At 54.2% G+C, this 23,769-nt stretch carries 19 protein-coding genes and 2 pseudogenes; 12 read left to right on the plus strand and 9 right to left on the minus strand.

What is annotated here, in order from left to right; all coding sequences use genetic code 11:
- The first annotated feature begins 97 nt into the window (after positions 1-97).
- Positions 98-457, plus strand: a complete 360-nt coding sequence (locus EXE47_RS08755) for a helix-turn-helix domain-containing protein (protein ID WP_089308273.1) — start codon at positions 98-100, stop codon at positions 455-457.
- Positions 454-1,428 carry a DUF3179 domain-containing protein gene (locus tag EXE47_RS08760; RefSeq protein WP_321167110.1) on the plus strand — a complete coding sequence of 325 codons (975 nt, stop codon included), beginning with the start codon at positions 454-456 and terminating at the stop codon, positions 1,426-1,428. The genes EXE47_RS08755 and EXE47_RS08760 overlap by 4 nt, the downstream gene beginning before the upstream one ends.
- Positions 1,429-1,810: 382 nt before the next feature.
- Here EXE47_RS08760 and EXE47_RS08765 read toward each other — a convergent pair whose 3' ends face one another.
- Entirely contained in the window at positions 1,811-2,332 is a 522-nt protein-coding gene (locus EXE47_RS08765) for an HNH endonuclease (RefSeq protein ID WP_137708152.1), read from the minus strand.
- The gene (locus tag EXE47_RS08770; RefSeq protein ID WP_137708153.1) at positions 2,325-3,167 is read right to left on the minus strand and encodes a ParA family protein; all 843 of its coding nucleotides are present in this window, start codon (positions 3,165-3,167) and stop codon (positions 2,325-2,327) included. The genes EXE47_RS08765 and EXE47_RS08770 overlap by 8 nt, the downstream gene beginning before the upstream one ends.
- Before the next feature lie 452 nt (positions 3,168-3,619).
- Between EXE47_RS08770 and EXE47_RS18925 the strand changes: the two are divergent.
- The 3 genes and pseudogenes from EXE47_RS18925 (at position 3,620) to EXE47_RS08790 (ending at position 5,681) form a co-directional block, all read left to right on the plus strand.
- Positions 3,620-3,957, plus strand: a pseudogene (locus EXE47_RS18925) (hypothetical protein).
- 211 nt (positions 3,958-4,168) lie between these two features.
- The gene (locus tag EXE47_RS08785; RefSeq protein ID WP_137708154.1) at positions 4,169-5,059 is read left to right on the plus strand and encodes a hypothetical protein; all 891 of its coding nucleotides are present in this window, start codon (positions 4,169-4,171) and stop codon (positions 5,057-5,059) included.
- Positions 5,060-5,282: 223 nt separating this feature from the next.
- On the plus strand, positions 5,283-5,681 hold the full coding sequence (locus EXE47_RS08790; protein WP_137708155.1) for a helix-turn-helix domain-containing protein: 399 nt from the start codon (positions 5,283-5,285) through the stop codon (positions 5,679-5,681).
- 46 nt (positions 5,682-5,727) lie between these two features.
- Here the strand turns inward: EXE47_RS08790 and EXE47_RS08795 are convergent, their stop codons facing one another.
- Together EXE47_RS08795 and EXE47_RS08800 are read right to left on the minus strand one after the other, a co-directional pair.
- Positions 5,728-6,009 carry a helix-turn-helix transcriptional regulator gene (locus tag EXE47_RS08795; RefSeq protein WP_137708156.1) on the minus strand — a complete coding sequence of 94 codons (282 nt, stop codon included), beginning with the start codon at positions 6,007-6,009 and terminating at the stop codon, positions 5,728-5,730.
- A gap of 67 nt (positions 6,010-6,076) precedes the next feature.
- Positions 6,077-6,484 (minus strand): hypothetical protein, encoded by a 408-nt coding sequence (locus tag EXE47_RS08800; protein WP_080508779.1) that lies wholly within the window; start codon positions 6,482-6,484, stop codon positions 6,077-6,079.
- Between the two features lie 215 nt (positions 6,485-6,699).
- Here EXE47_RS08800 and EXE47_RS08805 point away from each other — a divergent pair, with 215 nt between their 5' ends.
- The 3 genes from EXE47_RS08805 to EXE47_RS08815 all read left to right on the plus strand — a co-directional run bounded on the left by EXE47_RS08805 (position 6,700) and on the right by EXE47_RS08815 (position 9,901).
- A complete protein-coding gene (locus EXE47_RS08805) occupies positions 6,700-8,136 on the plus strand; it encodes a PAS domain S-box protein (RefSeq protein ID WP_137708157.1) in 1,437 nt (478 codons plus the stop codon).
- A 250-nt stretch (positions 8,137-8,386) separates the two neighbouring features.
- Positions 8,387-9,055: a site-specific integrase gene (locus EXE47_RS08810; RefSeq protein ID WP_085682810.1), complete on the plus strand. Its 669-nt coding sequence runs from the start codon at positions 8,387-8,389 to the stop codon at positions 9,053-9,055.
- A 198-nt stretch (positions 9,056-9,253) separates the two neighbouring features.
- Entirely contained in the window at positions 9,254-9,901 is a 648-nt protein-coding gene (locus EXE47_RS08815; protein WP_049933271.1) for a hypothetical protein, read from the plus strand.
- 718 nt (positions 9,902-10,619) lie between these two features.
- Here EXE47_RS08815 and EXE47_RS08820 read toward each other — a convergent pair.
- Entirely contained in the window at positions 10,620-12,215 is a 1,596-nt protein-coding gene (locus EXE47_RS08820; protein ID WP_137708158.1) for a PGF-pre-PGF domain-containing protein, read from the minus strand.
- A gap of 280 nt (positions 12,216-12,495) precedes the next feature.
- Between EXE47_RS08820 and EXE47_RS08825 the strand changes: the two genes are divergently transcribed.
- Positions 12,496-12,972, plus strand: a complete 477-nt coding sequence (locus EXE47_RS08825; protein WP_137708159.1) for a tyrosine-type recombinase/integrase — start codon at positions 12,496-12,498, stop codon at positions 12,970-12,972.
- Between the two features lie 1,355 nt (positions 12,973-14,327).
- Here EXE47_RS08825 and EXE47_RS19355 read toward each other — a convergent pair.
- The 3 genes and pseudogenes from EXE47_RS19355 to EXE47_RS08840 all read right to left on the minus strand — a co-directional run.
- Positions 14,328-14,792 (minus strand): annotated as a pseudogene (locus EXE47_RS19355) (DUF1102 domain-containing protein); the annotation flags it as partial.
- A 138-nt stretch (positions 14,793-14,930) separates the two neighbouring features.
- On the minus strand, positions 14,931-15,566 hold the full coding sequence (locus EXE47_RS08835) for a hypothetical protein (RefSeq protein WP_137708161.1): 636 nt from the start codon (positions 15,564-15,566) through the stop codon (positions 14,931-14,933).
- A gap of 27 nt (positions 15,567-15,593) precedes the next feature.
- A complete protein-coding gene (locus tag EXE47_RS08840; RefSeq protein WP_137708162.1) occupies positions 15,594-16,223 on the minus strand; it encodes a hypothetical protein in 630 nt (209 codons plus the stop codon).
- 445 nt (positions 16,224-16,668) lie between these two features.
- On the opposite strand from EXE47_RS08840, the gene EXE47_RS08845 reads away from it, so the two are divergent.
- The 3 genes from EXE47_RS08845 to EXE47_RS08855 all read left to right on the plus strand — a co-directional run bounded on the left by EXE47_RS08845 (position 16,669) and on the right by EXE47_RS08855 (position 22,012).
- Positions 16,669-17,250: a transcriptional regulator gene (locus EXE47_RS08845; protein ID WP_137708163.1), complete on the plus strand. Its 582-nt coding sequence runs from the start codon at positions 16,669-16,671 to the stop codon at positions 17,248-17,250.
- 119 nt (positions 17,251-17,369) lie between these two features.
- The gene (locus EXE47_RS08850; RefSeq protein ID WP_137708164.1) at positions 17,370-17,798 is read left to right on the plus strand and encodes a hypothetical protein; all 429 of its coding nucleotides are present in this window, start codon (positions 17,370-17,372) and stop codon (positions 17,796-17,798) included.
- A gap of 278 nt (positions 17,799-18,076) precedes the next feature.
- The gene (locus tag EXE47_RS08855; protein WP_241997565.1) at positions 18,077-22,012 is read left to right on the plus strand and encodes a glycoside hydrolase family 97 catalytic domain-containing protein; all 3,936 of its coding nucleotides are present in this window, start codon (positions 18,077-18,079) and stop codon (positions 22,010-22,012) included.
- A gap of 319 nt (positions 22,013-22,331) precedes the next feature.
- Here the strand turns inward: EXE47_RS08855 and EXE47_RS08860 are convergent, their stop codons facing one another.
- Complete coding sequence (locus EXE47_RS08860) at positions 22,332-23,153, minus strand: recombinase family protein (protein WP_137708165.1); 822 nt, start codon at positions 23,151-23,153, stop codon at positions 22,332-22,334.
- Between the last annotated feature and the right edge of the window lie 616 nt (positions 23,154-23,769).

Consider the following 23,769-nt stretch of genomic DNA (forward strand, 5'->3'; position numbering starts at 1 on the left):
CAGACGGGTAACCGGGTAACCGGTTGGTATCTTCGGTTTCGTTTCCTCATCTGGTTACCAAACGTACCTTTATTTTCGTGGCGACCCTGGATCCGGTATGAGTACCGATTCCGAGCCCCTGGAAGTGTGGTGTGCGGGCAGCGACTGGTGTCCGATCACGACGACCGCGACGCTGATCGGTAAAAAGTGGCATCCGGTCGTTATTCACCGACTCTTGGAGAACGGGCCGCTGGGATTCAACGCGCTCAAAGAAGAGGTAGACGGGATCTCAGGGAAGGTTCAGTCGGACGTCCTCGAAGACCTCGAAGAGAATGGGTTCATCGACCGGACCGTCGTCAGCGAGAAGCCGTTCCGCGTGGAGTACTCGCTGACCGACCGGGGGCGGTCGCTAGAACCCGTGATCATCGCCATGCGTGACTGGGGCCGAGAACACCTCACCGCTCCGGAGGACCAGTGACGGACTCGAGCGAGTCGGCGATGAACGTGATTTCAGTCCTCCCGAAGGATGCGATTCCGAGCATCGACGACCCGACGTTCGGCGAGGAGTACGTCGGCGATCCCGACGACGAAGTACTGATTGTAGAGCCCGGCAACGGGGCGTCGCCAGCGCGCGCCTACCCGATCCGGATCCTCAATTACCACGAGGTCGTCAACGACACGGTCCCGGTTGCCGACGGCGACGTGGCTTCGATCGCCGTCACGTGGTGTCCGATCTGCGGCAGCGGGGTCGTCTACGACGCGACCGTCGACGGCCGCCGGCTCACCTTCGGCGTCTCGGGGAAACTGGCCGACGACGACCTTGTGTTGTACGACCGCGAGACCGACTCCGAGTGGAAGCAGTCCACCGGCGAGTGTATCGCAGGCGAACTCGCCGGCGAGCGGCTCCGGGTTCGGCCCGGGCCGATGACAACGTACGCGGCCTTCCGCGAGGCGCATCCCGACGGGGTCGTACTCCAACCAGAATCTGAGGGATCGGCCGCGGCAAGCGGTTACGATCCCTCCGGGTACGAAGCGTATGAAGAGCGCGAGGCATTCGGGCTCCGCGGGATGCGCAGCGAGGGTCCGGAGCGCGAGTGGAACCGGGACGATCTCGATCCGAAAACGATCGTCCTCGGCGTGACGCCGGCCGACGGGGGCGCGCTCGGCTTCCCGCAGCCCATCGTTGAGGCGGCCGGCGGCGTCGTGGAGACAACGGTGGGTGAAACTGCTGTTGTTGTTCTTGCGACCGATGACGGTCTTCACGCCTTCGAGCAGCCGGAATTCGAACTTCGACTTGAGAGCGGCTCGGTCAGCGGTGATGGCACGACGTGGACACTCACAACGGGCGAAAGTGCCGACGGCCGCCGGCTCCGGCGTGTCGAAACCCGCCGTCTCTACGCGTTTGCGTGGCAGGACGACCATGGACCTCGTTCGTTCTACTCGTTGTGAGCGTATCGTATTGATTCGAAATCGTCGAGTTGTCGCGAGCGGCGCATTTCCACGCCATATTTAATATCACTGTTAACTCAGTTTTTGATGGAGGAATCAGAGGCACACGCTCTCCTCCTCTCCCCTATAACCAATAATCCGTAAATCGCCTCGGTGTCAAGCCCCGAATCGATTCACGTGCCGGCATACTGACTTCGACGACATCAAGGAGTTCTTCGAGGAAGGTCCGTGGACAGGCGAAGACGAGGAAAATTCGAAGAGATACCAGAAAATGAGTTCGACGTACGTCAACGACACGACGATGTTCGCTATTTGGGAGTCGATGCTCGGGAAGGCTGGAAAAAATGGATGGCAGACCAGCTCGGTTTCTAGATTGTAACAGCTAGTCCTCAAGGCCGAGCTCTTCTTCAATCGACGTCCCGGAGAGCCCCGCCCGGATCACTGCTGGATAGAACCGCTCGTTCTTCGGTAGCTGCTCGCCGTGTTCACGCTGCCACTCGACGTTGACCTCAGAGTAGCGGATGTCGAGCTCGTCGACGTCGTCGTCCGAGAGGTAGATCGTCCGCCCGTTCCAGTCCTCCCGCAGCACGAACCCCTCGTCGCTGGGGGCGAGCGTGTCAGTCGTGTCGCCCGTTTCGGACGTTTTGATCGTTTCACCCGTTTCAGTCGTTGTCGTTGTGTCCCTCGTTTCAGTCATATCGGGAGACGCCGCGGAGTCGTCGTCGTCCGTATCGATCGTTTCAGGCGTTTCAGGCGTTCTAGTCGTGTCGGCCGTTTCAGACATTTCGGACGTTTCGCTCGTGTTAGTCGTGTCGGTCGATGAGCCGAAACGGTCGGCGATGCCGCCCATCTTCTCGCCGGTCTTCCCCAGCTCCTCGCTGGCGTCGTCCTCGTCGTCAGTCATTAGCCTGCCCCACGAGTTCGTCGTCGACGAGCGCCGCAATCTCGGCGATCACCTGGGCCATGTCGCTGTCGAGCTCCTCGGCGGCGAAGATAGAGCGCTCCTGTGCGGCGATCGCTCGCTGGAGATCGACTCGCTTGTACACGTCGAACACCGGGATGCCGAGTCCGTCTTCGAACTCGCCGTGGAGCTGCTCGAGCATCGCGTCGGCCTGCTTGTTATGTTCGACGCGGTTCGCGACGATCCCGAGGATCCTGACTGCGCCGAAGTACTCCCGGACGCTGTCGATTTGCTTTTGGAGGCGGTCGAGTCCCTGTACAGAGAGCGCCTCGGCATACGCTGGGATAAGGACGCCGTCGCTCGCCACCAGGGCGTTGTCCGTGAGAACATTAATACTCGGCATGTTATCCACGAGAACGGCGTCGTAGCCTGCGCCGAGCTCGTCGAGGGTCATCTTCAGTCGCTCTCGGGCCCGTGGTTCGCCATTCAACTCCCCACCGGTTCGGTCGACCATGCGCTCGTTCGACGGGAGCAGGTCGAATTCCTCGCCCACAAGCACGAGGTCCTCGACGTCGGCGGCGCGGCTCGGGTCCAAGAGGAGCTCGTGGAGCGACACCTCACGGTCGAGGTCGCTGTAGGCTTCGTCGTAGCCGAGGATCGACGTGAGCGCCCCCTCCGGCGCGAGGTCGACCACGAGGACATCAAGCCCGCGATCGGCGAGCGCGCCGGCGACGTGGATGGTGAGGGTCGTCTTCCCCACCCCACCCTTTTGATTGAGCATCGCCACGATCGCCGGTGACGTTTCGATCGTTTCGCCCGTTTCAGTCGTTTGTGGCATTCTGTGAAACGATCGAAACGCGGCCGTAATAAGTCTACGTCAGACGCCCACACACTATCGGAGTCTATTCCGTGGCGCCGGCTCGTACTGCGGCGAGACAGTCACTGGACGACATGCGATAATCCACTATGAAACAGCCACCGGTACCCCAGGCATATGGGCTGAATGCCCCGGCTGTGGCGAGATCGTCGACCCCACTAATGCTCAGTAAACAGTTCATTCAGCAGATCGTCAGGGATAGGCCGTCATCAACAACGCACCACGAATGCCGTCACTGTGGATACAGCGTGGAGCAGGATGTCGATGAATGTCCACAGTGTGGTTCTCACGAGCTTGCGACATACAGTTTTGAGTAATCGCTGAAGTGCTCACAGTTGGTGAAGCACGTTCAATTCCTTATGTATCAATCGAGCGCTAATGTGGCTCTAATTGTTACATAAGGTGTAGGGCAACTGTCACCACCCACCTCGCTCCCGAGATATCTCGCAGAGGGCCTCTCGAAACAGGATACGGAGACACTCCAAGAGATACACAGCTACGTTGAGGCGCTCACCGAGTATCGCGACCAAGCAATCGACACCGATGTACTTCCCGAGACAGCCGACCCCATCGACAAGCCCGATAGTGAGGGCAACGGAACCGTCGTCAAAGAGAAGGTCGCCTGTGGCGACGACAGCTGTAAGTGTGCCAGCGGAGACCCCCAAAATATACACGGAACGTATCTCTACCGCTACTATCGTAAAATGGGACGATGAAATCAGAGTACGTCGGCAAACCGGGAAGTGAGTAGGGGTGGATCGAGACAATCAAGACTGCTTCGTCGATGTGTTGGATCGATCGCTCCAGTGATTCTCTTCTGCCAAGATGTCTTTACAGAATTTTCTTGACAGCGCGAACCGAACACAGAGTAGCCTGATCCCGACACCGTCTGCGAATTCAACAGAGCATGCCAAGTTCGAACATCCGAACGTACAAGACACCGCCTCCCAAGAAATATACAGATGAGTGTGCCGCTGCGTGACATCAGGCTGGTCCGCGACGGTGAGAAGCAGCGCGCTCCGAATTTGATCGGTCTTGATGAATCGACCACGACGGTAGAAGGCACGCGATATACCATTGTAGTCGCCGTTCGTACTGCTCGAGAGGACGATATCTCTCTTCTCCGCGCACTTATTGAAAATGACCTCCAACCGTTCAAGCACAAATCATCGTCACTACTCCGTTACGGAGATGTCTCTGTAGAGGAGCGTGCTAGACGAGTCCAAGGACTTATTGAGGATCTTCGATCGCTACCGGTCTCTTGGAGTGCCATCCTCTGGGAGGGGTCCGACAAGGCTACTGGACTCGCGACATGCGCAGTTACAGCTGCAAAAAAATCAATCACGAACCCACTCCAAGTGGGAGACCTTGCCCATGGATGTGGCAAAACGGCGTTCCTTCATGATGGTCGTGAAGATGCCCACAGCAATTATTTTCACCAGCTAAAGCGACAGATGCCTTCAGCATTCGACACTAGTTTTCAGCAGTCTATCTGTCCTGTTTTGTTAACGTTCATGGAGGGGGCTGATCGGACATATCCCGTGACGAATACGGCAGATTACATTGCTGGTCATATTACCCATCTGTTGGAGAATAGTCGACCTGAACTCCCACCCCAGGTTCTCGATTTCGACCCATCATGGGTAGATCCTGCTCCTCAGGCGGAGGTTCCCTACCAACTTGACTCGATTCGTCCGATTCGCGAAGAGGGCATCCGCTCCCGAGTACTCGCTTGGATTTTGGGAAAAGGAATTCCGATGAATCCGTCGCCAACAAATCGGGATCCGTACCGCGATCACGTAAGCCAGATCGACGACACCGCTGTTCGATCCTATCTACTCGAGGAATTGTAGATATGAAGACCGGATGTCGTCGGACCGTGAGCCACTACCTCACTATCCTAACCGGGGGAGGCGGCGCGTTACGCTAACCGCCTCTCCCGCATCCTCGCATATACATACCTTAGTCTGAGTAATAAGCGTTGCTAACATAGTGGACAAACCTTTGCCCAGGATGGAAATATAGATTAACATTACCGTTAATCTCTTTCCTAAGTGGGTTTTATAATTTGATGTGATGAGCAGTCCAGATGAATACCAGACATCAGATGAGACAGAGATAACAATCAGTACTGGATCGTTCACTGAAGAAGAAAGAAATTGGCTAGAATCTGTGGGAGTTTTTAGAATAAATACTGTATCCACCAGTAGTGGCGAGATCAGTGAAGCACATATTGATCTTAATGCTCTCGCCAAGATCGCTTTTGAATACGATTTGCTCCAGAGCGTCGCAAGTCGGGTCGAAATTGATATACTTGAGTTCTTTCGTCGAAGTGAAGAGAGTACACACACAACGTCTGAGATTGCAACAGAAACGGACCGACCGAAATCGAGTGTCAGTCGAGCACTTTCACAATTAGTTGACAAAGAGAAACTGACGAAGGTACAAGCTGGCGTATATAGATACTCACAATGAACAGTGAACTGCTGGCTGTGAACTGCCCTCAACTATCGTAGTTCAGTCATCTCTTGTGGTCAATATACCCGGCTTCCCATTCAGTCCGAGCTTCGATCTCTCTAGTACCCCGGCGAGTAGTGCTGTACTCGTTGGTCCGTCGGTCCCGCTGACTTTTTTCGATGAGTCCCTTCTCAACGAGCGTGTCGAGGTTGGGATAGAGCCGACCATGATGGATTTCTTTTTCATAGTAGTCCTCGAGCTCGTCTTTGATCGCGAGTCCGTGGGGGTCATCAAGTCCGGCAACTACGTACAGCAGATCGCGCTGAAAGCCAGTGAGATCGTACATGTCGCAATTTTCGCATTCGAGTTTTGAAATACTACTGATCTGGCCCTGTATGGAGCGAAAGGATTCATCACTCTCCCCGTGGGTCACCAACCGGTATTTCACCATATTCTGGACATGAGACCCATCCCTGTCCAAATGCCCCACCCATCCCTTGGTCCGGACTCCATTCGTGTTCATCCCCACAATGTGGACAGTCTACCAGTGGCGGGTCAATCTCCAGTGCCTCTTGCTGGATAAAATGATTTCCTTGGTATGAATCACAGTTCTGACAGACGTTTCCCCAGACTTTTTTGCCGAGAGTATTGCTGTAGACCCGTTCAACAGGAGTTTCGTAATTCGCTAATACATCTCCGAGGGGTGTATCAAGATGGTCTCCTCGTGGCCAGACCACAGGCGTTTGCTCGCCACACTGCCAGCAGTCTGTTTCCCACGTCAGCAATTTCTGGCGATCAACTGGGAGGTCGTCTGGGAGCATGATAGCAAATTCTACTCTGATTGACTATTTGATTCTTTGTCTCTAGTTCCCTGTTGAAATCTTTAACAGTCGATAGGATTTGCGTGAGAGGTATAGGAGTATACTCAGCAAGATCTTGGCCACCACCCCCATATATACAACAAGGAGTAGTGCTTCCGCCGGAGGTTGCGTACGATTTTAATATGCTTACACGTGTACTGGACCCATTATAATCGATGGATGACGATACAACCCACCAAGAGAGTAATAACCACAAGCCTGAGTGGTATCGGACGCTCGTTGAGGAGGTAAATGATCTCGCGACAGTCGTCGATACTGACGGGACGATAACCTACGTTAGTCCGGCCATCACACGGATTCTCGGCTACGACCCCGGCGAATTGGTTGGCCACGAGGGATTCGAGTTCGTCCATCCCGAGGACCGGGAGCGAAACGCCGACGCGCTGGAAAGCGTTCTCTCAAACCCTTCCGGATCCGAGACTGTTGAAGTCCGATTCCGCCACGCCAACGGCTCGTGGCGCTGGATTGAGGCCACAATGCGGAATCGAGTTGACGACGACATCATCGATGGGATTCTGCTTAGCAGTCGAGACATTACTGAGCGAAAAGAGTACGAACGCGAAGCGCGAGAGCTTGCCGAAGAGTACGAAGCCGTTTTGAACAGCGTGGAGGACGCCATCTTTCTGATGAATGTTGAGGAAGATGGGGATGGTGTCCAATTCGAGTTTGAGCGCCTCAGTCCCTCCTATGAGCGCCAGACTGGGATTACTACCGAGGAAGTACAGGGCCAGACACCACAAGCCGTGTTCGGTGAAGAACAGGGCGCTGAGTTAGCCGCGAACTATCACCGCTGTGTCAAGGCTGGCGAACCGATCTCGTATCAGGAGGAACTCCTGGTCAGCGAAGGAGCACGCTTCTGGCAGACAAAACTTGCGCCGGTAGTCTCCGATGGTGAGATAACACGTCTCGTTGGGGTCACTCGGAACGTGACTGAACGCGTCGAACGTGAGCGACAACTACGTCAGCAGAACGAGCGGCTTGGAGAGTTTGCGAGTGTTATCTCCCACGATTTGCGCAGTCCGCTCAACGTCGCACAGGGTCGCGCTGCACTCCTTGCTGAGCAGGGAGAAAGCGAGCATCTTGATCCACTACTACAGGCGCTTGACCGGATGGAGGCGATCGTCGAGGATACGTTGACGCTTGCTCGCCAAGGCGACACAATAAGCGAAACAGAGTCGGTCAGTTTGACTAACCTCGTCGGGAAATGCTGGGCAACAGTAGACACAGGCGAGGCAGCCATCGAAATAGTCGACGAAATGACCCTTCAAGCAGACCCTGACCGGTTACGCCACGTGTTCGAGAACCTGTTCCGAAACGCTGTTGAACATGGTGGATCTGACGTGACCGTTCGTGTCGGCTGTCACAACGAACTGGGGATCTACGTCGAAGACAATGGACCAGGAATTCCAGTCGAAAAGCGTGACGAGGTGTTTGAACCGGGACATTCGTCGGCACAGGGTGGCACTGGTTTCGGGTTGACTATCGTAAAACGAATCGTGGAAGCCCACGGCTGGGAGCTATCTGTAGCCGATGGAACCGATGGTGGAGCACGGTTTGAGTTCGAGATGTCTGAACAGGGAGAGTTCGTGTGAGTGTTTAGACAATGCTCGACCCATGACTGAGAAGTGCGACTTCAACTTCTGAGCGCAGCGTACGGAATAAGCGCTCTGTATTCTGTACGACCTCGACGAACTATCAGCAACTACGGATTTCAACACAACCGTCTCTGGATGTGTTAGAATCCGGTATTCGGCTACTGATAGGCCCGAGCTGACTCTCAAAGAGACCCCTCAGATACCTATTCCACACGATTTTTAGTAGCGCCACCTCGTTAAGCCTACTGTGCGACTTGACGACTACCCCAAACGAGACGGGAAGCGGGTCTGGCTCAGCCAGAGCGACGAGAACGACGAGGTCGCAGCGCTCATCGACGAGGCGAAGTCTCCCGAGCAGGAGATCGCATTTCGGCTCGGTGTTCAGGCGGGCCTCCGCCGCGAAGAGATCGCCAGCGTCACCAGCAACGACTTCACCCACGCTCCCGACGGCTTCCTTCGCGTGTGGAACGACTACGCGAAGCGCGGGAAATATCGGGAGACTCCGATCCCGAAAGAACTCGCCAGTTCCGTTCGAACGCTCTCGTACGAGCGTGATCCCGACGAGCCGGTTGTCGGCGTCGAGCCGAACTCGATCTATCGCTGGGTGAAGCGAGCTGGCGAGCGACGCTACGCGGCAACCGGTGACGAGGGATGGACCTACCTCGACGTCCACGACCTCCGGCGGACGTGGGGCGGGCATCTCTTGTGGGACTGCGGCGTACTTCCTGCCGTGGTAATGAGCTTCGGCGGGTGGGAGGACTGGGAGACGTTCCGGAACCACTATCTCGGGGAAATGAGTCCGGCAGCTGCCGAGCGAGAACGCAAGAAGATTTCGTACGTCACGGGCAGCGTCGAGTCCGACCCGGGTGCGGATCCGGTTTTTGAGCCGACGATTCAGTCGCGTTCTCTCTACTGATCTATAGGCCTAATCGTAGGCCAATTTGTAGATGGCTCTTGCCCAACCTAGCGAAACAACTATTCGATATATGATATAGGCTGCTACTGACTGCTGAATAGAGAGGCTGTAGTCAGCAACGACACATCCGCATTAGTGTTTCCGACCATGGTACCGTGGGCTGACTGTTTTAACGATTGGGCTCTTTCCTGACACGTAATGTCCTCGACCGGCCCCCTCCTCGGCACCAGCCTCGTCCGTCGTGCCGCCTACGCGGTGGGGCTGATCGCACTGTTCGGTATCGCGTTCGGCTTCACTTGGTCACAAACCATCATCGTCGCGGCTATCGTACTCGTGGGTGAGTCTGCCGAACTCGCGAGCCCGTTACCTGGACTGGATGAACGCCACTTCCGACTCGCGCTCGGCCTCATTATCGTAACTGCCGGTGGGGTCGCCTATTGGGCGCAGGGAGACACCACCGTCGCCGCGGTCGGAGTCGGCGGCGGTGGCTGGCTGATGCTAGACGCACTCTATAGCCTCCGGGAAGGCATCCGATCAGGTGACGACGAGATGGCTGACGCCGACTCCAGTGAACTGTTTCTGTCGATGCAGGTCGGCCATCTCGTCGCCGAGGAACTGAAGGACGGCCCGAAGACGGTCCCGGAACTCGCTGACGCCTGTGACATGACCGAGTCACGTGTCCATGAGGCACTGAACTACCACGAGCAGGCGGACACCGCCTACAAGGACGGCGGTCAGTGGCACCTTGACGAGTCGAAAATCGGGACGTGGGCGTTCATCAGAGACAACACCCGGCGCGCTCTGGCCCGGTTTTTTCGTCCGTTTGGGCTATTCGTACCGTCGTGACTACTTCCTGTCAGTCCCCTCTATTGTGCGGGCTGCGGTGTGACATCCGTCACAGGATGCGCGCCCTGTATTCATCACGGAATGTTCTATCAATTTGCGGATAGTAGTGTTTCACTGAGTTCGGGAAGAGCCTTGTAGATTTGATTTTACTGTTCAGAAAACCCCCGTTTCCTGTACGCCAGAGGTGTCATAGAATGGTTGTCACGGGCATCGTGAGACAACGCTTGCCCAGTTGAGTTCGAACAATAGTGTCAAAAATGAAAACTACTCTTGATAGAAATCGCCATACAGCAGGTATGCGAACTGTTCTATGACACCCTCATAGAAACACCAATTGTTCTACTTTGTCTACCCCCAATCAATCCACTACGGTTAGTTGTGCTCTTCCTTCAACACGGCAAGTCGAAGATCAACAGTTTTCTTATAGAACTCTGTGTCGGTATCTGGTTCATGTGGAGTTCTTTTTCGCAGGGAAGAGAGAAGCTTTCGATGAAGCTGTTAATGCCGTCGGAGAGAACTCACGACCTAGACAACCTTCGAGGTAGGCGGTAGAAGATCTCGACGAGCGGATTCAATTTCTTGTTCGCGAACTCAAGACAACTACTACTGAGTGACGACGAAACGGTTGTTGAGGTGTACGAGAGTACGGTCACACGATCGTCGGAGTTTCTGACGAAACCGGGAATTAAGCGCTATCTCTCCGACTTTTAGACCGTAATCACCGCGGTACGCGTCGGAACAGCAACAGAGTTGTGAGGACAATTCCGATGAGCAACGCAATCCCTCCAATATCGGTAAGATCGATGCCAGAAGGTTCCGTTACTACTTCTTCCCTGTCGTTTCTTGCTTCTGTCTCGCCTGAGACACTCGTATCGGCGGAGTCCTCATTTGGAGTGTTGATACTGGAGGCACCTTCGGCCTCGGTACCGGTTTCGTTATCAAGTTGTTCGGTCACGGTAACAGACTGCGTGATTAATTGATCGGTACCCATTCCGGAACTCCCCGATCCAGTTGCGAGAGCTGGGCCTGTCAAGACGAGGTTATACTCCCCAGAAGAGTTGAGGCGGACAACGATTGATTCGGTTGTCGTCTCGCCAACCTCAGCGTTGACTGTGGCTACCTCGTCACTCACCAACTCCCTTTCATCAGCGGTTACAATTTGAACCTTCAAGCCATTCGCGGGGGCCCGCCCGTTGTTATCGAGATTAACAGTAACGGTCAACGTCTCCCCAGCCGCGACTTGATCGGTCGAGAGAGCCGCCTCAACGGGGACTAATGCTGGGCGCTCGGCTGCGACCGCGAACGCAGAGAACCCCGTGGAGGCAACTCGGAGTCGGACTGTCTCATCGTTCGTGCTGATTGCGGTCGTCTTTGTCTGCTTCCAGCCTGCCTCCGTCTCACGGTAGACGGCGAGTTGTTCGGGGTCAACGTCCGTTTCCGCGAGATAATCGCGATCCACAACGAGCTCAGTAGTCGCCTCGCTGATTGGTTGGTCAGGTGTCGTAAACTCAACTGTGTAGTAGCCGAGCGGGTCCACACCAAGCGGCACGGAGGAAGTTTCTGGCGGTGGGTCGGTGGTACCCCTTACTTCGAACTCGATGTCACCGGAGTCCGTACTGACGAACGTCAGGTTAGTGAGTCGGACCGCTGGGTCGCCGACGTGGAGCTGTCGGAGATCGACTTCTGTCTCTACTTCAGCAGCGAGCGAGAGAATTTCGACATTCCGGGCGGTTGAGTCGGGTGACCCTACCGTCGTAACTGTGCCCGGATCGTCATCATCACTATTGTCATCGTTATCTGTGTCCTCAATCGCCTCTGAATTTGCAGGACGAGCGTGGACCGAAATTTCATCGATAAGTCGATCACCGGGGGCGACTTCGGCCACACGAGTGTCAACTTCGACGCCGACCGGAACCGCGTCGTTTTCCGAAGTCAGCCGTACAGCGTTCGACCCGCTCTCGATCGGTTCACCGTCAACGACAAACGTGACGCCTGTCCCCTCGTGGTCGATCCATGCTTCTGCGGACTCGTTTCCGTCGTAGGTAATGTAGAAGAGTGGCTCCTGAGCCGTGAATCCGTCTGGGTTTACGCCCTCAGTATCGAGGTTCGGATTGTTCTCAGTGACATCAACTGCGAGTTCGTCGTTCTCATTAAGATACGCGTATGGGTTGTCGCCAGGCTGGAGTGCGACCTCATCGTTGAGTGGATCGCTCGGTTGATCGAGAACAACTGCGCCGCTGGAGACAACGAGCAGGACGACTGCTCCTAACGAGACCGTGATGAGTAGGGTGGTCGACCTACGCAGCCATCTCATCGTCTCATGTTACTTGTCGTTGGTATATAAGAAATCGCCGCACATGACCGTATCGAGGTGGGCTTGAATCAGGTAGCGGCACAGACATCATTTAGTGCTGATGCGTCGGTTGATGATGTGCTCGCTAATTGCTGCGAGTCGCTATGAGCATTCTTAACGGTAGTGAAAACACGACTGACCCCCACACCCGATACATCGCACCACTTCTTGAGCACGCCGACACACCACCGTCACCCACCACCCAGGACAACATCGCGGGTTACCTCGACTTCTGGGTGACGTGAGCGACTCGATCCAGATGAGAATCATCGGCGCACTCTGTATATTCTTCAGAGATTTCCTCGATCGGGAGGTGATGGACGCCTTCGAGATGCCAAGTAAGTCCGCGAAACCCACGGACGTCCTCTCGAAGGAGAACCTCCAGACATTTTACAGCGCGTTAGAGAACCCGAAGTACAAAGCGGTGTTTCTGTTTGCGGCGACTTCGGGCCTCCGGTCCAGCAAACTGTGTCAACTGACGATAGACGATATCGACGAGGACAAGCTGCTTGTCCCTGACAAGGAGTCGAGTATCAAGGAAACGTGGCTCACCTTCTATAACGACGAAGCGGCTGAGGCGTTCGAGGCGTTCAAACCCGAGCGTGACCCCGACGATGACCGCGTGTTCCAGACGACGAAGCAACCGCTGAATTGGAAGTTCCGCCGCGTGTCCGAAGAGGTCGGCGTGAAGGTCACGATTCAGAAACTGCGCCGGTAGTTTGCCACGGAGATGAGTCGGTGTGGGGTTGATACGAAGTATATCGACGCGTTTTATGGGAGAATCAAATCAAACGTATTGGAGAAACATTATCTTGATTACTCTCCGGAATGTCTAAAAGAGATATACGACGAGGTTGGGATTACCGTCCTCGAATAGCTCCGTGCTGTCGCCTGTCGAGTCGTGAAAAAATAGAAAAGCGCGGTCAGTTAGTGAGCGGTGCGACGGTAGTGTAGGTAGCGCCCTTATTATTGAATCGTTACGTTCTGAATAACGATGTCGTCACCGGACAAACCATCCCAGCCGCTGGGGTTACTGGTCTGGTCAAAGTTACCCACAGCAATGGTCACTTGTTCTCCGCTGAGCCGGTCAGGGACGAAAATAAACACTTGCCCACCACTGATAATGACGTTCTGGAACGCTGCTTGGTCAAACCCAGTGATGAAGACACCAGATATGGCATCACCGTCTGGGGTGCTGTATGAGTTGTCCGTGTTGATGTCTGCCGGGTCGATGTCCACGCGGACAGTACCCCTAGGCGCGTCACGCTGCCCGGCAATGCTCTGGTTATCTAACCCGTCAGTGTAACTCTTCGATAGGGCAAACGGTCCACCAAATGTCCCGTCACCCGCATCCCGGTCATCGGCAAGTGCCTGTAAGAACTCATCATTAGAGTCTACGGGTACCGCCGCGGCTAGCGCACCAAATTCATACTCAACAACTCCCGGCTCAAACGTGTTTTCTGACAGGATAGTCCCGAAGTCAACCCGGTCGTTCCCGTCGTCCACAAAGGACGGAGTCGTGCCATCCCCAAGGAAGTTGTCAGCGTCAGCTTGGAAGGTGTTATCTTCAATCGTCTCGCTGATACCAGACCCGCTTCCAGCCACGATTCCGACAGAGTTGTCATTCCCTACAGTCAGGTCAATTGTGTTGTCCGTCAGCGTCACCGCCGCACTGTCGCTGACACCGTTTAGATTCACGGCAGTTGTGCCGTTGCCGGCTTCAACGGTGAGGCCGTCAATTGTTACACTATCTGCGTTGATACCGACGACACTACCAGAACTTTGTGTTACCGTCGGGTTCGCACCCTCTACGCCTTTGAGAGTCAGGCCATCAACATCAATCGCTACGCTCTCCTCGTACCTACCGGACTCAACCAAGACCGTTGTCCCATCAACGGCATCAATTGCGTCCTGAATCGAACTAAATTCCCCAGCGTCTGGATCTTTACTGACGACGGCAGCGTCCTCACCAACTGGATCACTTGGTTGTGAGCCTTCTAAGCCACCCGGCACATCGACGTCTGCAGTTAGCGAGGCAGTGAGTGCTTGATTGTCCGTTGAACTGAGAACACTCGTGTCGATGTGGACGCCAACGTTGACCTGCTGGCCGGTAGTGAGTGTCACAACACTGTTAGACCCGTCATTCAATCTGCGGCCTGAGTCACTATCTGGATAGAACCAGATATCGTCGTCATCGAGGTCTTCACCGCTAAAGTTGGCCCACACGTAGATCGTCTGCGTGCCCTGATTCTCGATCGTGAATACGTCGTCAAAGTTGTAGGTCGAATTAAGACCGACGCCCGAACCGCCGCCGTCGGACGTATCGAAGTCCAGCGCGATTTCGTCGCCGCTCACGGATGCAAACACTCCGTTCGCACTTCCAGAAGTACCGAACCCGAGGTACCCGTTCGTGTCGTCTGCGACGGAGACACTTACATCACGGCTTGCGCTCGTACTAGTGAATGCGCCAGTCCCCATTGCCGCAGCAGTTCCACTTCCCAACACGCCCAGCGCTGCGAGATATTTGCGTCGGTTCATATTGACCTCCCCTTGAGGGGAAATTCCCACCGGCGGAATCGAACCGCCGTTACACGGCGATGCCGTGCCACGTGTCCCGATATCATCGAGACAACGTGTGCCAGCGTGGGTCGTGGTCTACAGCGTGTTGGCTCGGAGTCAGATCGTACTACCGGAACTATTGACGAGAGTGCCACCTGGTTGGGTGACTTGAGCGGTGAACGTGGCCGACAGCTCTTCTTTTTCAGCCTGCGTCGTTTGTGATGCACCAGTCGAGTCGATGAAGAATCCTAACTGCGCTGACGTACCGGTGGGGAGTTTCAGCCAAGCCTCACCTTCAGTCGTTCCATCGAACCCGGTTTCATCACCGTCGATTGGCCTACCTTCCACACTCGCGACATAAAAGTACGCATCGGTTATCTCGCCCGTCGCACTGTCGTCGCTGCTCGCATCACTGACGGGTGCCTTCAAATAGACTGACTGAGTGCCTTGGTTCGTAACCTGAATTACTCCATCGAACGAGTATGTCGAATCAGTCCCGACACCAATACCACTAGCACCGCTTGAGCCGTTGAAATCAAGCGAGATCTCACCGTTCCCGCCTGCCGCACCCGTCCGCGCGAATGTGGATTGATCGGAGCCCTTGTTGAGGGCGAGATAGGCTTGTGACTCGTCTGCGACAGTTACGTTCACAGTGCGGTTCGCCTCAACAGTGTTGAATGCACCTGTTCCGACTGCCGTAGCTCCCCCAAGCGTAGTCGACGCCAGACCAGCGATGAAATGTCTTCGCTTCATAAGTGGAATAGGGGAAGTCGAATTTAATTACGTCGTAGAGTCGGTCGCAGAGCCGTCGGCGTCGTCAGCATCCGCTTCGATTTCGAGGGTACCAGTAAAGTCACTTGTCCCGGAAATGACAGTCACATCCACATCGATACTCTCACCGGTGTCTAGTTCGACGGTTGTGTCGTTGAATCTCTGAGGGTTGGGATCTCCACTATCGCTGGTATCTTCATCAGTATCGTAGTAGATGTACACACCATCGCTTGGGGAGGCGTCGGACGGCTGACCAACGGTCACATCATTGGTGCCACTATCAGGAGCCGGGGCATTAAGATCAGCTTCGACCTTCTGCGTGCCTTGGTTCGCGATCGTGAGGACACTGTCAATCACCGTCGTCGCGTTCGGGTTGACACCCCCTGTGCCTGAACTAGAAGTGTCGCTCTCGTCCAAGCTGTCAAGGTTGAGTTCAACTTCGCCGTCACTCGTAGTTTCGACGTAGCTGGAGTTCGAACCACTCGACGAACTCAGTGCGAGATATGCATTCGCATCGCCAGCCACAGTAACGGAAACCGACCTGTCTGCTGTGACACTCGTGAACGCGCCTGTGCCGACGGCAGCCGCGCTTCCAGAAGCCAATGCACCCAGTCCGACGACAAACTTTCGCCGTTGCATGTTGGATTTCACCTGTGTTCTGGCACCCCCGAGCCTGACTGTTCAGGCCGGAAGCGCTCGAATGAGGCATAGAGAGGAACCTACTTCGTTATGAAACGCTCGAGGCTACATCTTGGAGGAGTTGATGAATTGAATGGCAAACTCGATTCGGCTCAAGCACGCCCTGTTGTTTGTATCAAGCAGTGCTTGAAGCGGGTATCCATCGATGTTAGAGACTTCAGGAGATCATTACTAGTACATCAAGAGTGGCTTGAAACCCCATGAGCGGATTCAGTGGTCTTCAATCGATCCCTTCACAGCAGTTGGTAGACCTAGATACTGTAAGACTAAACACACAACAGATAAAATATGATATTGGCTTATACTATCTGCTTCCGTATGAACTTCTTAACACCCGACGGCTGAGAGATAGAAGTCTTGGTCGGCGGTCAAGGGGGCCGACTGTATGCTACCAATCACGACACCGGCAAACGAATCAGACTCAAACGGAGATGAATTGTCTGAAGATGATATCTATGGTGTTCTATCGAACCGTCGACGACGATTTGTAATCCACGCGCTCAAACGCAAGCAGGGACCAGTCGATATCTCTGAGCTTTCAATAAACATCGCTGCTTGGGAGAGTAGTAAAGAACCTGACGATCTTGAGTACGAGGATCACCGAAGCGTGTACAGTACCCTCAAGCGCACCCATCTGCCAAATCTAGAAGAGAACAATATCATAACTATCGACAAAGAGGAAAACGTAGTTCATCCTACTCCTCAACTGGAAGACCTCGACGTATATGTTGAGGCTGTCAGCAACAAGGAAATTCCGTGGAGCCTTTATTATGTTGGGCTCGCAGGTGTCGCAGCTTCACTCCTACTCGCAGTCATAGTTGAAGCACCGATCGTTGGGGCACTTGAACCAGTCGGGGTGGGCATTTTCACAGCTACCGCCTTCGGAATGTCGGCAATTGTTCACCACATCGTCGGCCGCCGTAGTCGTCTTGGTAATAGGGAAAAACCACCTGAACTCTATCAGTGAGAATGAGAACACCTAGTCGGACGCCGCAGATTAGTGTGGGTAAACTCCGTCTATTAAGTGTTCTCCTCGCATTGACAGCAGCGATCGGATTTATTTTTGGTACCACTGGGTTCACCACAATGGATGCTGACCGCGGAGTTGGGATCAACGTAACCGAGGATGACAACGCATATCTCAGCTACGAGCAACTCATCGACGAAGGTGAAAATATTACTGCGGGACAATCTACACCGGTTGTAGAGTATCACAACCAGATTGGTGTCAACCTCAACACCTTGGAGGTCGACGTTTTGCGTATAAGTTCGTCTGGGCCCACGATCGAAACCTCTGATGCTCCAAGTCAACTCGGCCGAGGGGGCGCTGGTACTGTCACTGTTACACTGGACTGTTCTACAACGCAATATATTGAGCTCAAATTTGAGGTAACTGGAAGCGGGTCAGAAACCAGCGTCGCGTTTGATCGGACCCTCAGTGTGATGTGTGTGCCGAATCAAGACGAGACTGAAGAGGAAGACGAAGGCGAGACTGAAGAGGAAGACGAGAAGTGAGACCACCAAGTCCTTTCTATAGAGCAAGAATAATTCTGACGTCAATATAACGCTAGAAATCAAGTTCAATAGGTGCTTGATTCTGGATCAAGCGATCCTTGACCCACATCAAGCTGTACATTCAATGTATCGAGGTCCCCGTGACAAACCTCAACCGTCTCATAACCAAGTACTTCCCCGTGAGTAGATCCTAAAGAGAACCAATTACAAGTATTGTTCAATATATTTAATAATATTTCTAGATCGGCGTACTACCCACACAGGTGTTTGCCCGTGGTGTGACCCACGGTGAGGCGGTTCGATTCCGTCACTGGGCATTCGGTAAGACAGCTATGATGAACCGACGAAGACTCCTCATGTTGCTCGGCGGTGCTGCCGGCGCTAGTGCCGTCGGGACTGGCGCGTTCAGTAGTGTCACCACAAATCAAGATGTCAGCGTTGAGGTTGCTGGAGACACCAGTGGATACCTCGCATTGACGCCTTCTACTGGACCAAACAGCGAATATGCGACTGTAACAGGTGCCAACCAACTTGGACTCAACTTCAGTGACACAGCTGCTGGTGGCCAAGGGGTCGGGACTGACTCTGTGTACACATTTGACGATGTGTTCCAGATTACAAACCAAGGGACACAGACGATCTACATCTGGGGGACGTTCGATTTCGCTAATGTCCCCTTCAGTACGGATGCTATCTATTTTTATCCGGGAAATAACCGGGACCAGAGGCTTCGTGACGGACAGGATGAAGTTCTTGGTTTGGGCGTTGGTGAGAGTGAGTCAATCGGTGTGTACATTGATACAGAAGCCGTTACCACCGAACAGACCCTCCCAGTGACTATTCGATCTGCTGTTGAGAAACCAAACGCATCAAACGCGGTTGATCAAGAGGACCTCGCTACACAGACTGTCTCATCTCCAGATGGATCTATCAACATGACGGTCGACGTTTCGTCGGGCGTCCCAAATTATACTGTTACTTACGAGGGAACAACATACGTCGAGTCGTCGCCGATCGGATTCAACTTTTCCGGACAAGAGGCGTTTGGGACAGACATTAGCGGGAGCGGACCGAATATTCTGGTGACTGGAGGGGAGCGGGGAACAACGACCGAGGAGTGGACCCCCGAATGGGGTGAATTCGCCTCTGTCGAAGAAGAGTACAGCTACCTCACCCTCAATCTCCAAGAGACCACAGAAGATGGCCGAGCAGCAAGCCTTGAGGTGCGAGTATTCAACAGCGGGCTCGGTTTCCGTGTAGTGTTGGATGACGGATTTGGAGAGTTCAGTATTGACTCTGAGAACACGGAGTTTAACTTCGCTGGTGATTACGACGCTTGGTGGATCGAAAACGAGTGGGTTAATCCGCGGTTTGAACAGGAGTATGCCACGGGCACTTTGAGCGATATTCCTTCAGGGGGAGGATCTACCAGGCCAAACGGAAACTCCGTGCGGCGCGGAGCACACACGCCGCTGACGATGGACACTGGCGGTAACGGGCCATATCTGAGCGTTCACGAATCAAACCTCAAGAATTATGCTTCCCTGTCGCTGGCATCTCAGTCTAACGCAGGCAGTCCGGAATTTGCAGCTGAACTCGCGCCACTCCCAGACGGGTCATCTGTGAAAGCTTCGGCCCCCCATATGACCCCTTGGCGGACGATACAGATCGGAGACACACCGGGTGATCTTGTGGGGTCTCAACTCATTCCGTTGCTAGCGGACCCACTCGACGAGTCGGTGTTCCCGAGCGGTGACACGTCATGGCTCGAAAACGGTCGCAAATATGTTGGTATCTGGTGGACGATGATCGCTGGAAGCGCCAACTGGGAGTACAAGAGTGACAGCGAGATCTCCGGGAACCCTGCTGCGTACATCCATGGCGCGCGGACCGAACGCATGAAGCGATATATGCGGTTCGCAAGTGAACACGGTCTCGACAGTGTTCTGGCAGAGGGGTGGAATGAAGGCTGGAGCAGTTACGGTGCCGATGCTGATGGAACTACCCTCGAAATTGGTATTGACGACTCCTATCCGGACTTTGATGTGAACGAGGTTACCGAGTTCGGAGCAAACCTCTCAACCCCGGTAGAGATGACTATACATAACGAAACCTCCGGGAATCTCGGTAACTATGAGGACGAAATTAAAAACGAGAGTATATTTGAAGATTACGAAGACGTTGGAATTCGATCGATCAAAAATGGGTACGTCAATGACCCTGGGCTGTACGATGAGTTGAACGATCAAGAGGCGACTCACACCCACCATTCCCAGCGGGCGGTGAACCACCACCAGACAGTCATCCAAGCCGCCGCTGCGAACCGTCAGATGCTGGAAATCCACGAAGGGATCAAACCGACCGGCGAGATTCGGACATATCCAAATGTTGCCGCCCGAGAAGTGGTGAAAGCACAAGAGTACGACGGGTTTGGCGCACTTGGTACAAACGTTGGACGGGATCACCACGTCACTCTTCCATTCACCCGGATGCTCGCAGGACCAACGAGTTACCAGCCAGGTATCTTTGACATCACATTCAACGATACTGATGGTGACCAAATCCAGACGACTCGCGCTAAGCAACTAGCGATGTATCCGGTGTACCTAGCTGGCCTCCAGATGGCTGCTGACCGCATCGAAGCGTACATCGATAGTACGTTTGAAATTGGTGAGTTTGTTCAGGCGCAGGCTGGGGATCTGAATAACATGTTCACCGCCGATCAGTGGCGCAACGCCTACGGCGCTCATTACGTCCCCGTTGATCCCAGTCGTGGTGATCCCGATCGTGAATCGACAGCGACATTCACAATCAAAAATGTTACTGAATCAGGGACTTACGATCTCCACCTCCGGTATGCGAGTGACGAGGAAGACAACCGAAACGTGGTCACTAATAATGGTAACCCAGAACTCACACTATTGGTTAACGGCTCCGAACGGAAACTCACGCCGGCGTTCACAGACTACTGGGATGATTGGGATATCCATACCGTTTCGATCGATCTTGAGGCCGGTGACAACACAGTAGCAATAGAACTCGGCCCGAATGAGGTCGGCGGTCTAAACCTCAATACCATCGGTGTCACCGAGCAGAACAGCGATCCACCGTTCCCTGCGGCGTACACTGACTTTGAGAACACGCACACTGAAAAAGAAAATTACGACACAGAACCGGAGTTCGACTTTATTAAGCAGGTTCCGACAAGCTGGGACGAGACAATTGTCGTAGACGCCGCCATTGGAGAGTATATTATCGTCGCCAGACGCAACGGTGAGGAGTGGTTCCTCGGCGCGATGACTGACGGAAATGCCCGGGGATTAACAGTACCGTTGGATGAATTCCTCACTGCGAGAGACAATGGGTGGTCAGTAACGGAGTATGCTGACGCCTCTGGGACTGGGGTAGATAGTGATCCAACAAAGGTCGAAATTAGCAAGTACCGTGCGTCAGCTAGCGGCACAGTCGCTATTTCGATGGGTGCCAGCGGCGGTACTGCGATGCGTATCCAACCCGCTGATTCTCCCAGCGTCACTGTTGCTGAGTTCGATGATCCAAAAGGTGATGATAACGGTCCTGGCTCATACACCTACCCGAGCAATGACGCATTTTATGATGGGGCCTTTGACCTGCGCCAGTTCACGCTGACTGAGTCTGAGAGTAGTTATGAGTTCACGTTTGAGGTTGAGAACTTGGAGAAAGTATTCAATGCTGAATATTTCTCACCACAGTTCTTCACAGTATGGGTTCGTGACCCGTCAATCTCTAACGGGAGCAATACTGAGAACGGCGACCTAGCTGTGAACGTAGAGTTCGCCAATGACTGGCATTACCGAATCGCTGCCAGCGGTCTCGGGCGCACAAACGAGAATTTCAAGAGAGACATCATCGACGCCAATGGAGAGGGTCTTGGCATCCCAGAGATGACTGTCAGTCTTACTGCCGATACTGTGACGCTGGTCGTAGAGAAAGATAGTCTGAATATTAATCTCACCAACACAGAGGTCATACCAGTGGTTGGCTCTGAGAACTTTGGTACGTTCCGCAACGTAGGGGAGACAGCCGGTGAGTTCAACTTCGGCGGAGCCCGCGCGGGGGCCACCGGAAATGCTCCACGAGTGATCGATTTGATCACCCCCGATGGTGTGAGTCAAGTTGAAGCACTCGCTTATAATGAGAACAACAAAGCAATACTGCCATTCGTTAGTTTATAATTATGACCTAGTTATACTCGAATTTTCACCATCATATCAGCGATATACTCCTCGGGAATAGCCCGAACAATTTTAAAACCCAAATGTGGAATGAACTTAAACCCGAGTTTGTGAGGCCACCAATATATCAACCAGTAGCTAGTCATAGGTGAGACTTCATTTTGACGTAGAAGACTTCATTTCGAAGATGCTGTTGAATTGTCGCTCTTTGACCACCCCAGTACCTATTTATATACTCTAGAGACTTGGCAGGCTTTCGTCACATTAGAGCCAATCTTACACGTACGAACGATTCGAGGCTGAGGAGGTAGGGTGTATGTTAGTGGGCGTCAATATCTGTGGCCTCCTCCAGCTGCTCAACACGCTCGCGCAACTCTCCGAGTTCAGGACCCTCAGTTCGGGCGTCCTCCAGCGGACGGATCTCGGTGAGCGCTTTGTCGACGCGCTCGTCTTCGGCCTCGCCGCCGAGGTAGAGGTTGCGCCGATTTTCGTGGAGGCTCCGGAGCGTCGACTCGGCGATCCCGGTGTCGTCGGAAACAGCCGCAAACGACTCGGCGTGGTAGACGCGAACGAGAGCCTCGCGGACGTGTAGGAACTCGGACGGATCAACGTGGAGGTAGCCATCCTCGACAGCGAACCCCGCAGGCGGTCTCCCAGTCCACTTTCCGGCAGACTGTGCAGCGCGGACGCCAGACCGTATCCGCTGGAGTTTTTGCTGGTGTTCTATCTGGGCGAGGTCACCCATCAACCGAGCGACCATGCTGTATATCGTCTGCTGGAGGTCCCCGTCGTCAACGTGGATCTTCAGGCCGACGTCAAGGGCTTCGACGCCGGTGTCGTGTTCCAAGCAGTGCTGGATGAATTCGTGAATCTCAGTCGGGCCGAGGCGGGAGAGCCGGCTGATCTCGTGAACCACCACGAGATCGAACTGCCCTGTCTCGACGTCGTCGAGGAGCTGGTTATACACCTCGCGGGTGTCGGTGTCGGCGGCGCCGGAGACGACCTCTGGATACTCCTCAACGTCTGCGACACCGAGACGCTCCAGGTGTTCGCGCACCTCGTCGAGCTGCCGGGACACGTCTTGGTCCGACGTCGAGACCCGGGCGTAGATAGCCGCGGTCGTGGGTCCGTCCTCGCTCATGTTCTCGAGGACGCGGTACTATATTAAACAAGTGAGGGTTACTGCGGTTCATCGTATACCACTACCTTCTCGACGCATTTTGAGACCAGCTAGCGCACACTGAAGAAGATAAAAACGGCAGTATATATTCGGGGGTTGGTAGGTCAGCCAGTGTAAGACTTAGAGGCTGTATCTTGTACGGAGAGTTTGAGGAAGACCGCCTGTTCGGATCAATCAATACAGCTCACCGAAGTATCATCAGAGTATATATTGTATCGATTCTGTATTATTTTAGCCCTCCAAATCTGAGTCAGTCCGTGGAGCCAACCCAACGAACAGGCGACGTGTCTTCGCCGTGGTCGCCAGCAGCGGAATCTCGGGTTTCGCTAACTGTGCCGGCCAACTCAGCTTCCGCTCCGATTCGATCAGTGACCGCGATCACACGCCTGTGACGGACATGGCAACCGCGTTGCCGACCGGCGGGTTCAACGCCGGACTCTCCGTCGAACCGTCCTGTGCCGTGGCGACGGTTAGCGTTCGCGAACTCACTGTATCCGGCGAAATCAGTCGTAACGAGGGTGCCGTCGTAATCCTGATCGGGTCAAGGTAAAGTGCGAGAGGTCCGATATCGACGCCC

Source organism: Halorubrum sp. GN12_10-3_MGM, assembly GCF_005435235.1.
Lineage (GTDB): Archaea > Halobacteriota > Halobacteria > Halobacteriales > Haloferacaceae > Halorubrum > Halorubrum ezzemoulense.

Bases quoted from the DNA above. Each gene is read 5' to 3' on its own strand.
- EXE47_RS08755 (WP_089308273.1), top strand. From the start codon at position 98: ATGAGTACCGATTCCGAGCCCCTGGAAGTGTGGTGTGCGGGCAGCGAC.
- EXE47_RS08765 (WP_137708152.1), bottom strand. From the start codon at position 2,332: ATGACTGACGACGAGGACGACGCCAGCGAGGAGCTGGGGAAGACCGGC.
- EXE47_RS08770 (WP_137708153.1), bottom strand. From the start codon at position 3,167: ATGCCACAAACGACTGAAACGGGCGAAACGATCGAAACGTCACCGGCG.
- EXE47_RS08785 (WP_137708154.1), top strand. From the start codon at position 4,169: ATGAGTGTGCCGCTGCGTGACATCAGGCTGGTCCGCGACGGTGAGAAG.
- EXE47_RS08790 (WP_137708155.1), top strand. From the start codon at position 5,283: ATGAGCAGTCCAGATGAATACCAGACATCAGATGAGACAGAGATAACA.
- EXE47_RS08795 (WP_137708156.1), bottom strand. From the start codon at position 6,009: ATGTACGATCTCACTGGCTTTCAGCGCGATCTGCTGTACGTAGTTGCC.
- EXE47_RS08800 (WP_080508779.1), bottom strand. From the start codon at position 6,484: ATGCTCCCAGACGACCTCCCAGTTGATCGCCAGAAATTGCTGACGTGG.
- EXE47_RS08805 (WP_137708157.1), top strand. From the start codon at position 6,700: ATGGATGACGATACAACCCACCAAGAGAGTAATAACCACAAGCCTGAG.
- EXE47_RS08815 (WP_049933271.1), top strand. From the start codon at position 9,254: ATGTCCTCGACCGGCCCCCTCCTCGGCACCAGCCTCGTCCGTCGTGCC.
- EXE47_RS08820 (WP_137708158.1), bottom strand. From the start codon at position 12,215: ATGAGATGGCTGCGTAGGTCGACCACCCTACTCATCACGGTCTCGTTA.
- EXE47_RS08835 (WP_137708161.1), bottom strand. From the start codon at position 15,566: ATGAAGCGAAGACATTTCATCGCTGGTCTGGCGTCGACTACGCTTGGG.
- EXE47_RS08840 (WP_137708162.1), bottom strand. From the start codon at position 16,223: ATGCAACGGCGAAAGTTTGTCGTCGGACTGGGTGCATTGGCTTCTGGA.
- EXE47_RS08845 (WP_137708163.1), top strand. From the start codon at position 16,669: ATGCTACCAATCACGACACCGGCAAACGAATCAGACTCAAACGGAGAT.
- EXE47_RS08850 (WP_137708164.1), top strand. From the start codon at position 17,370: ATGGATGCTGACCGCGGAGTTGGGATCAACGTAACCGAGGATGACAAC.
- EXE47_RS08860 (WP_137708165.1), bottom strand. From the start codon at position 23,153: ATGAGCGAGGACGGACCCACGACCGCGGCTATCTACGCCCGGGTCTCG.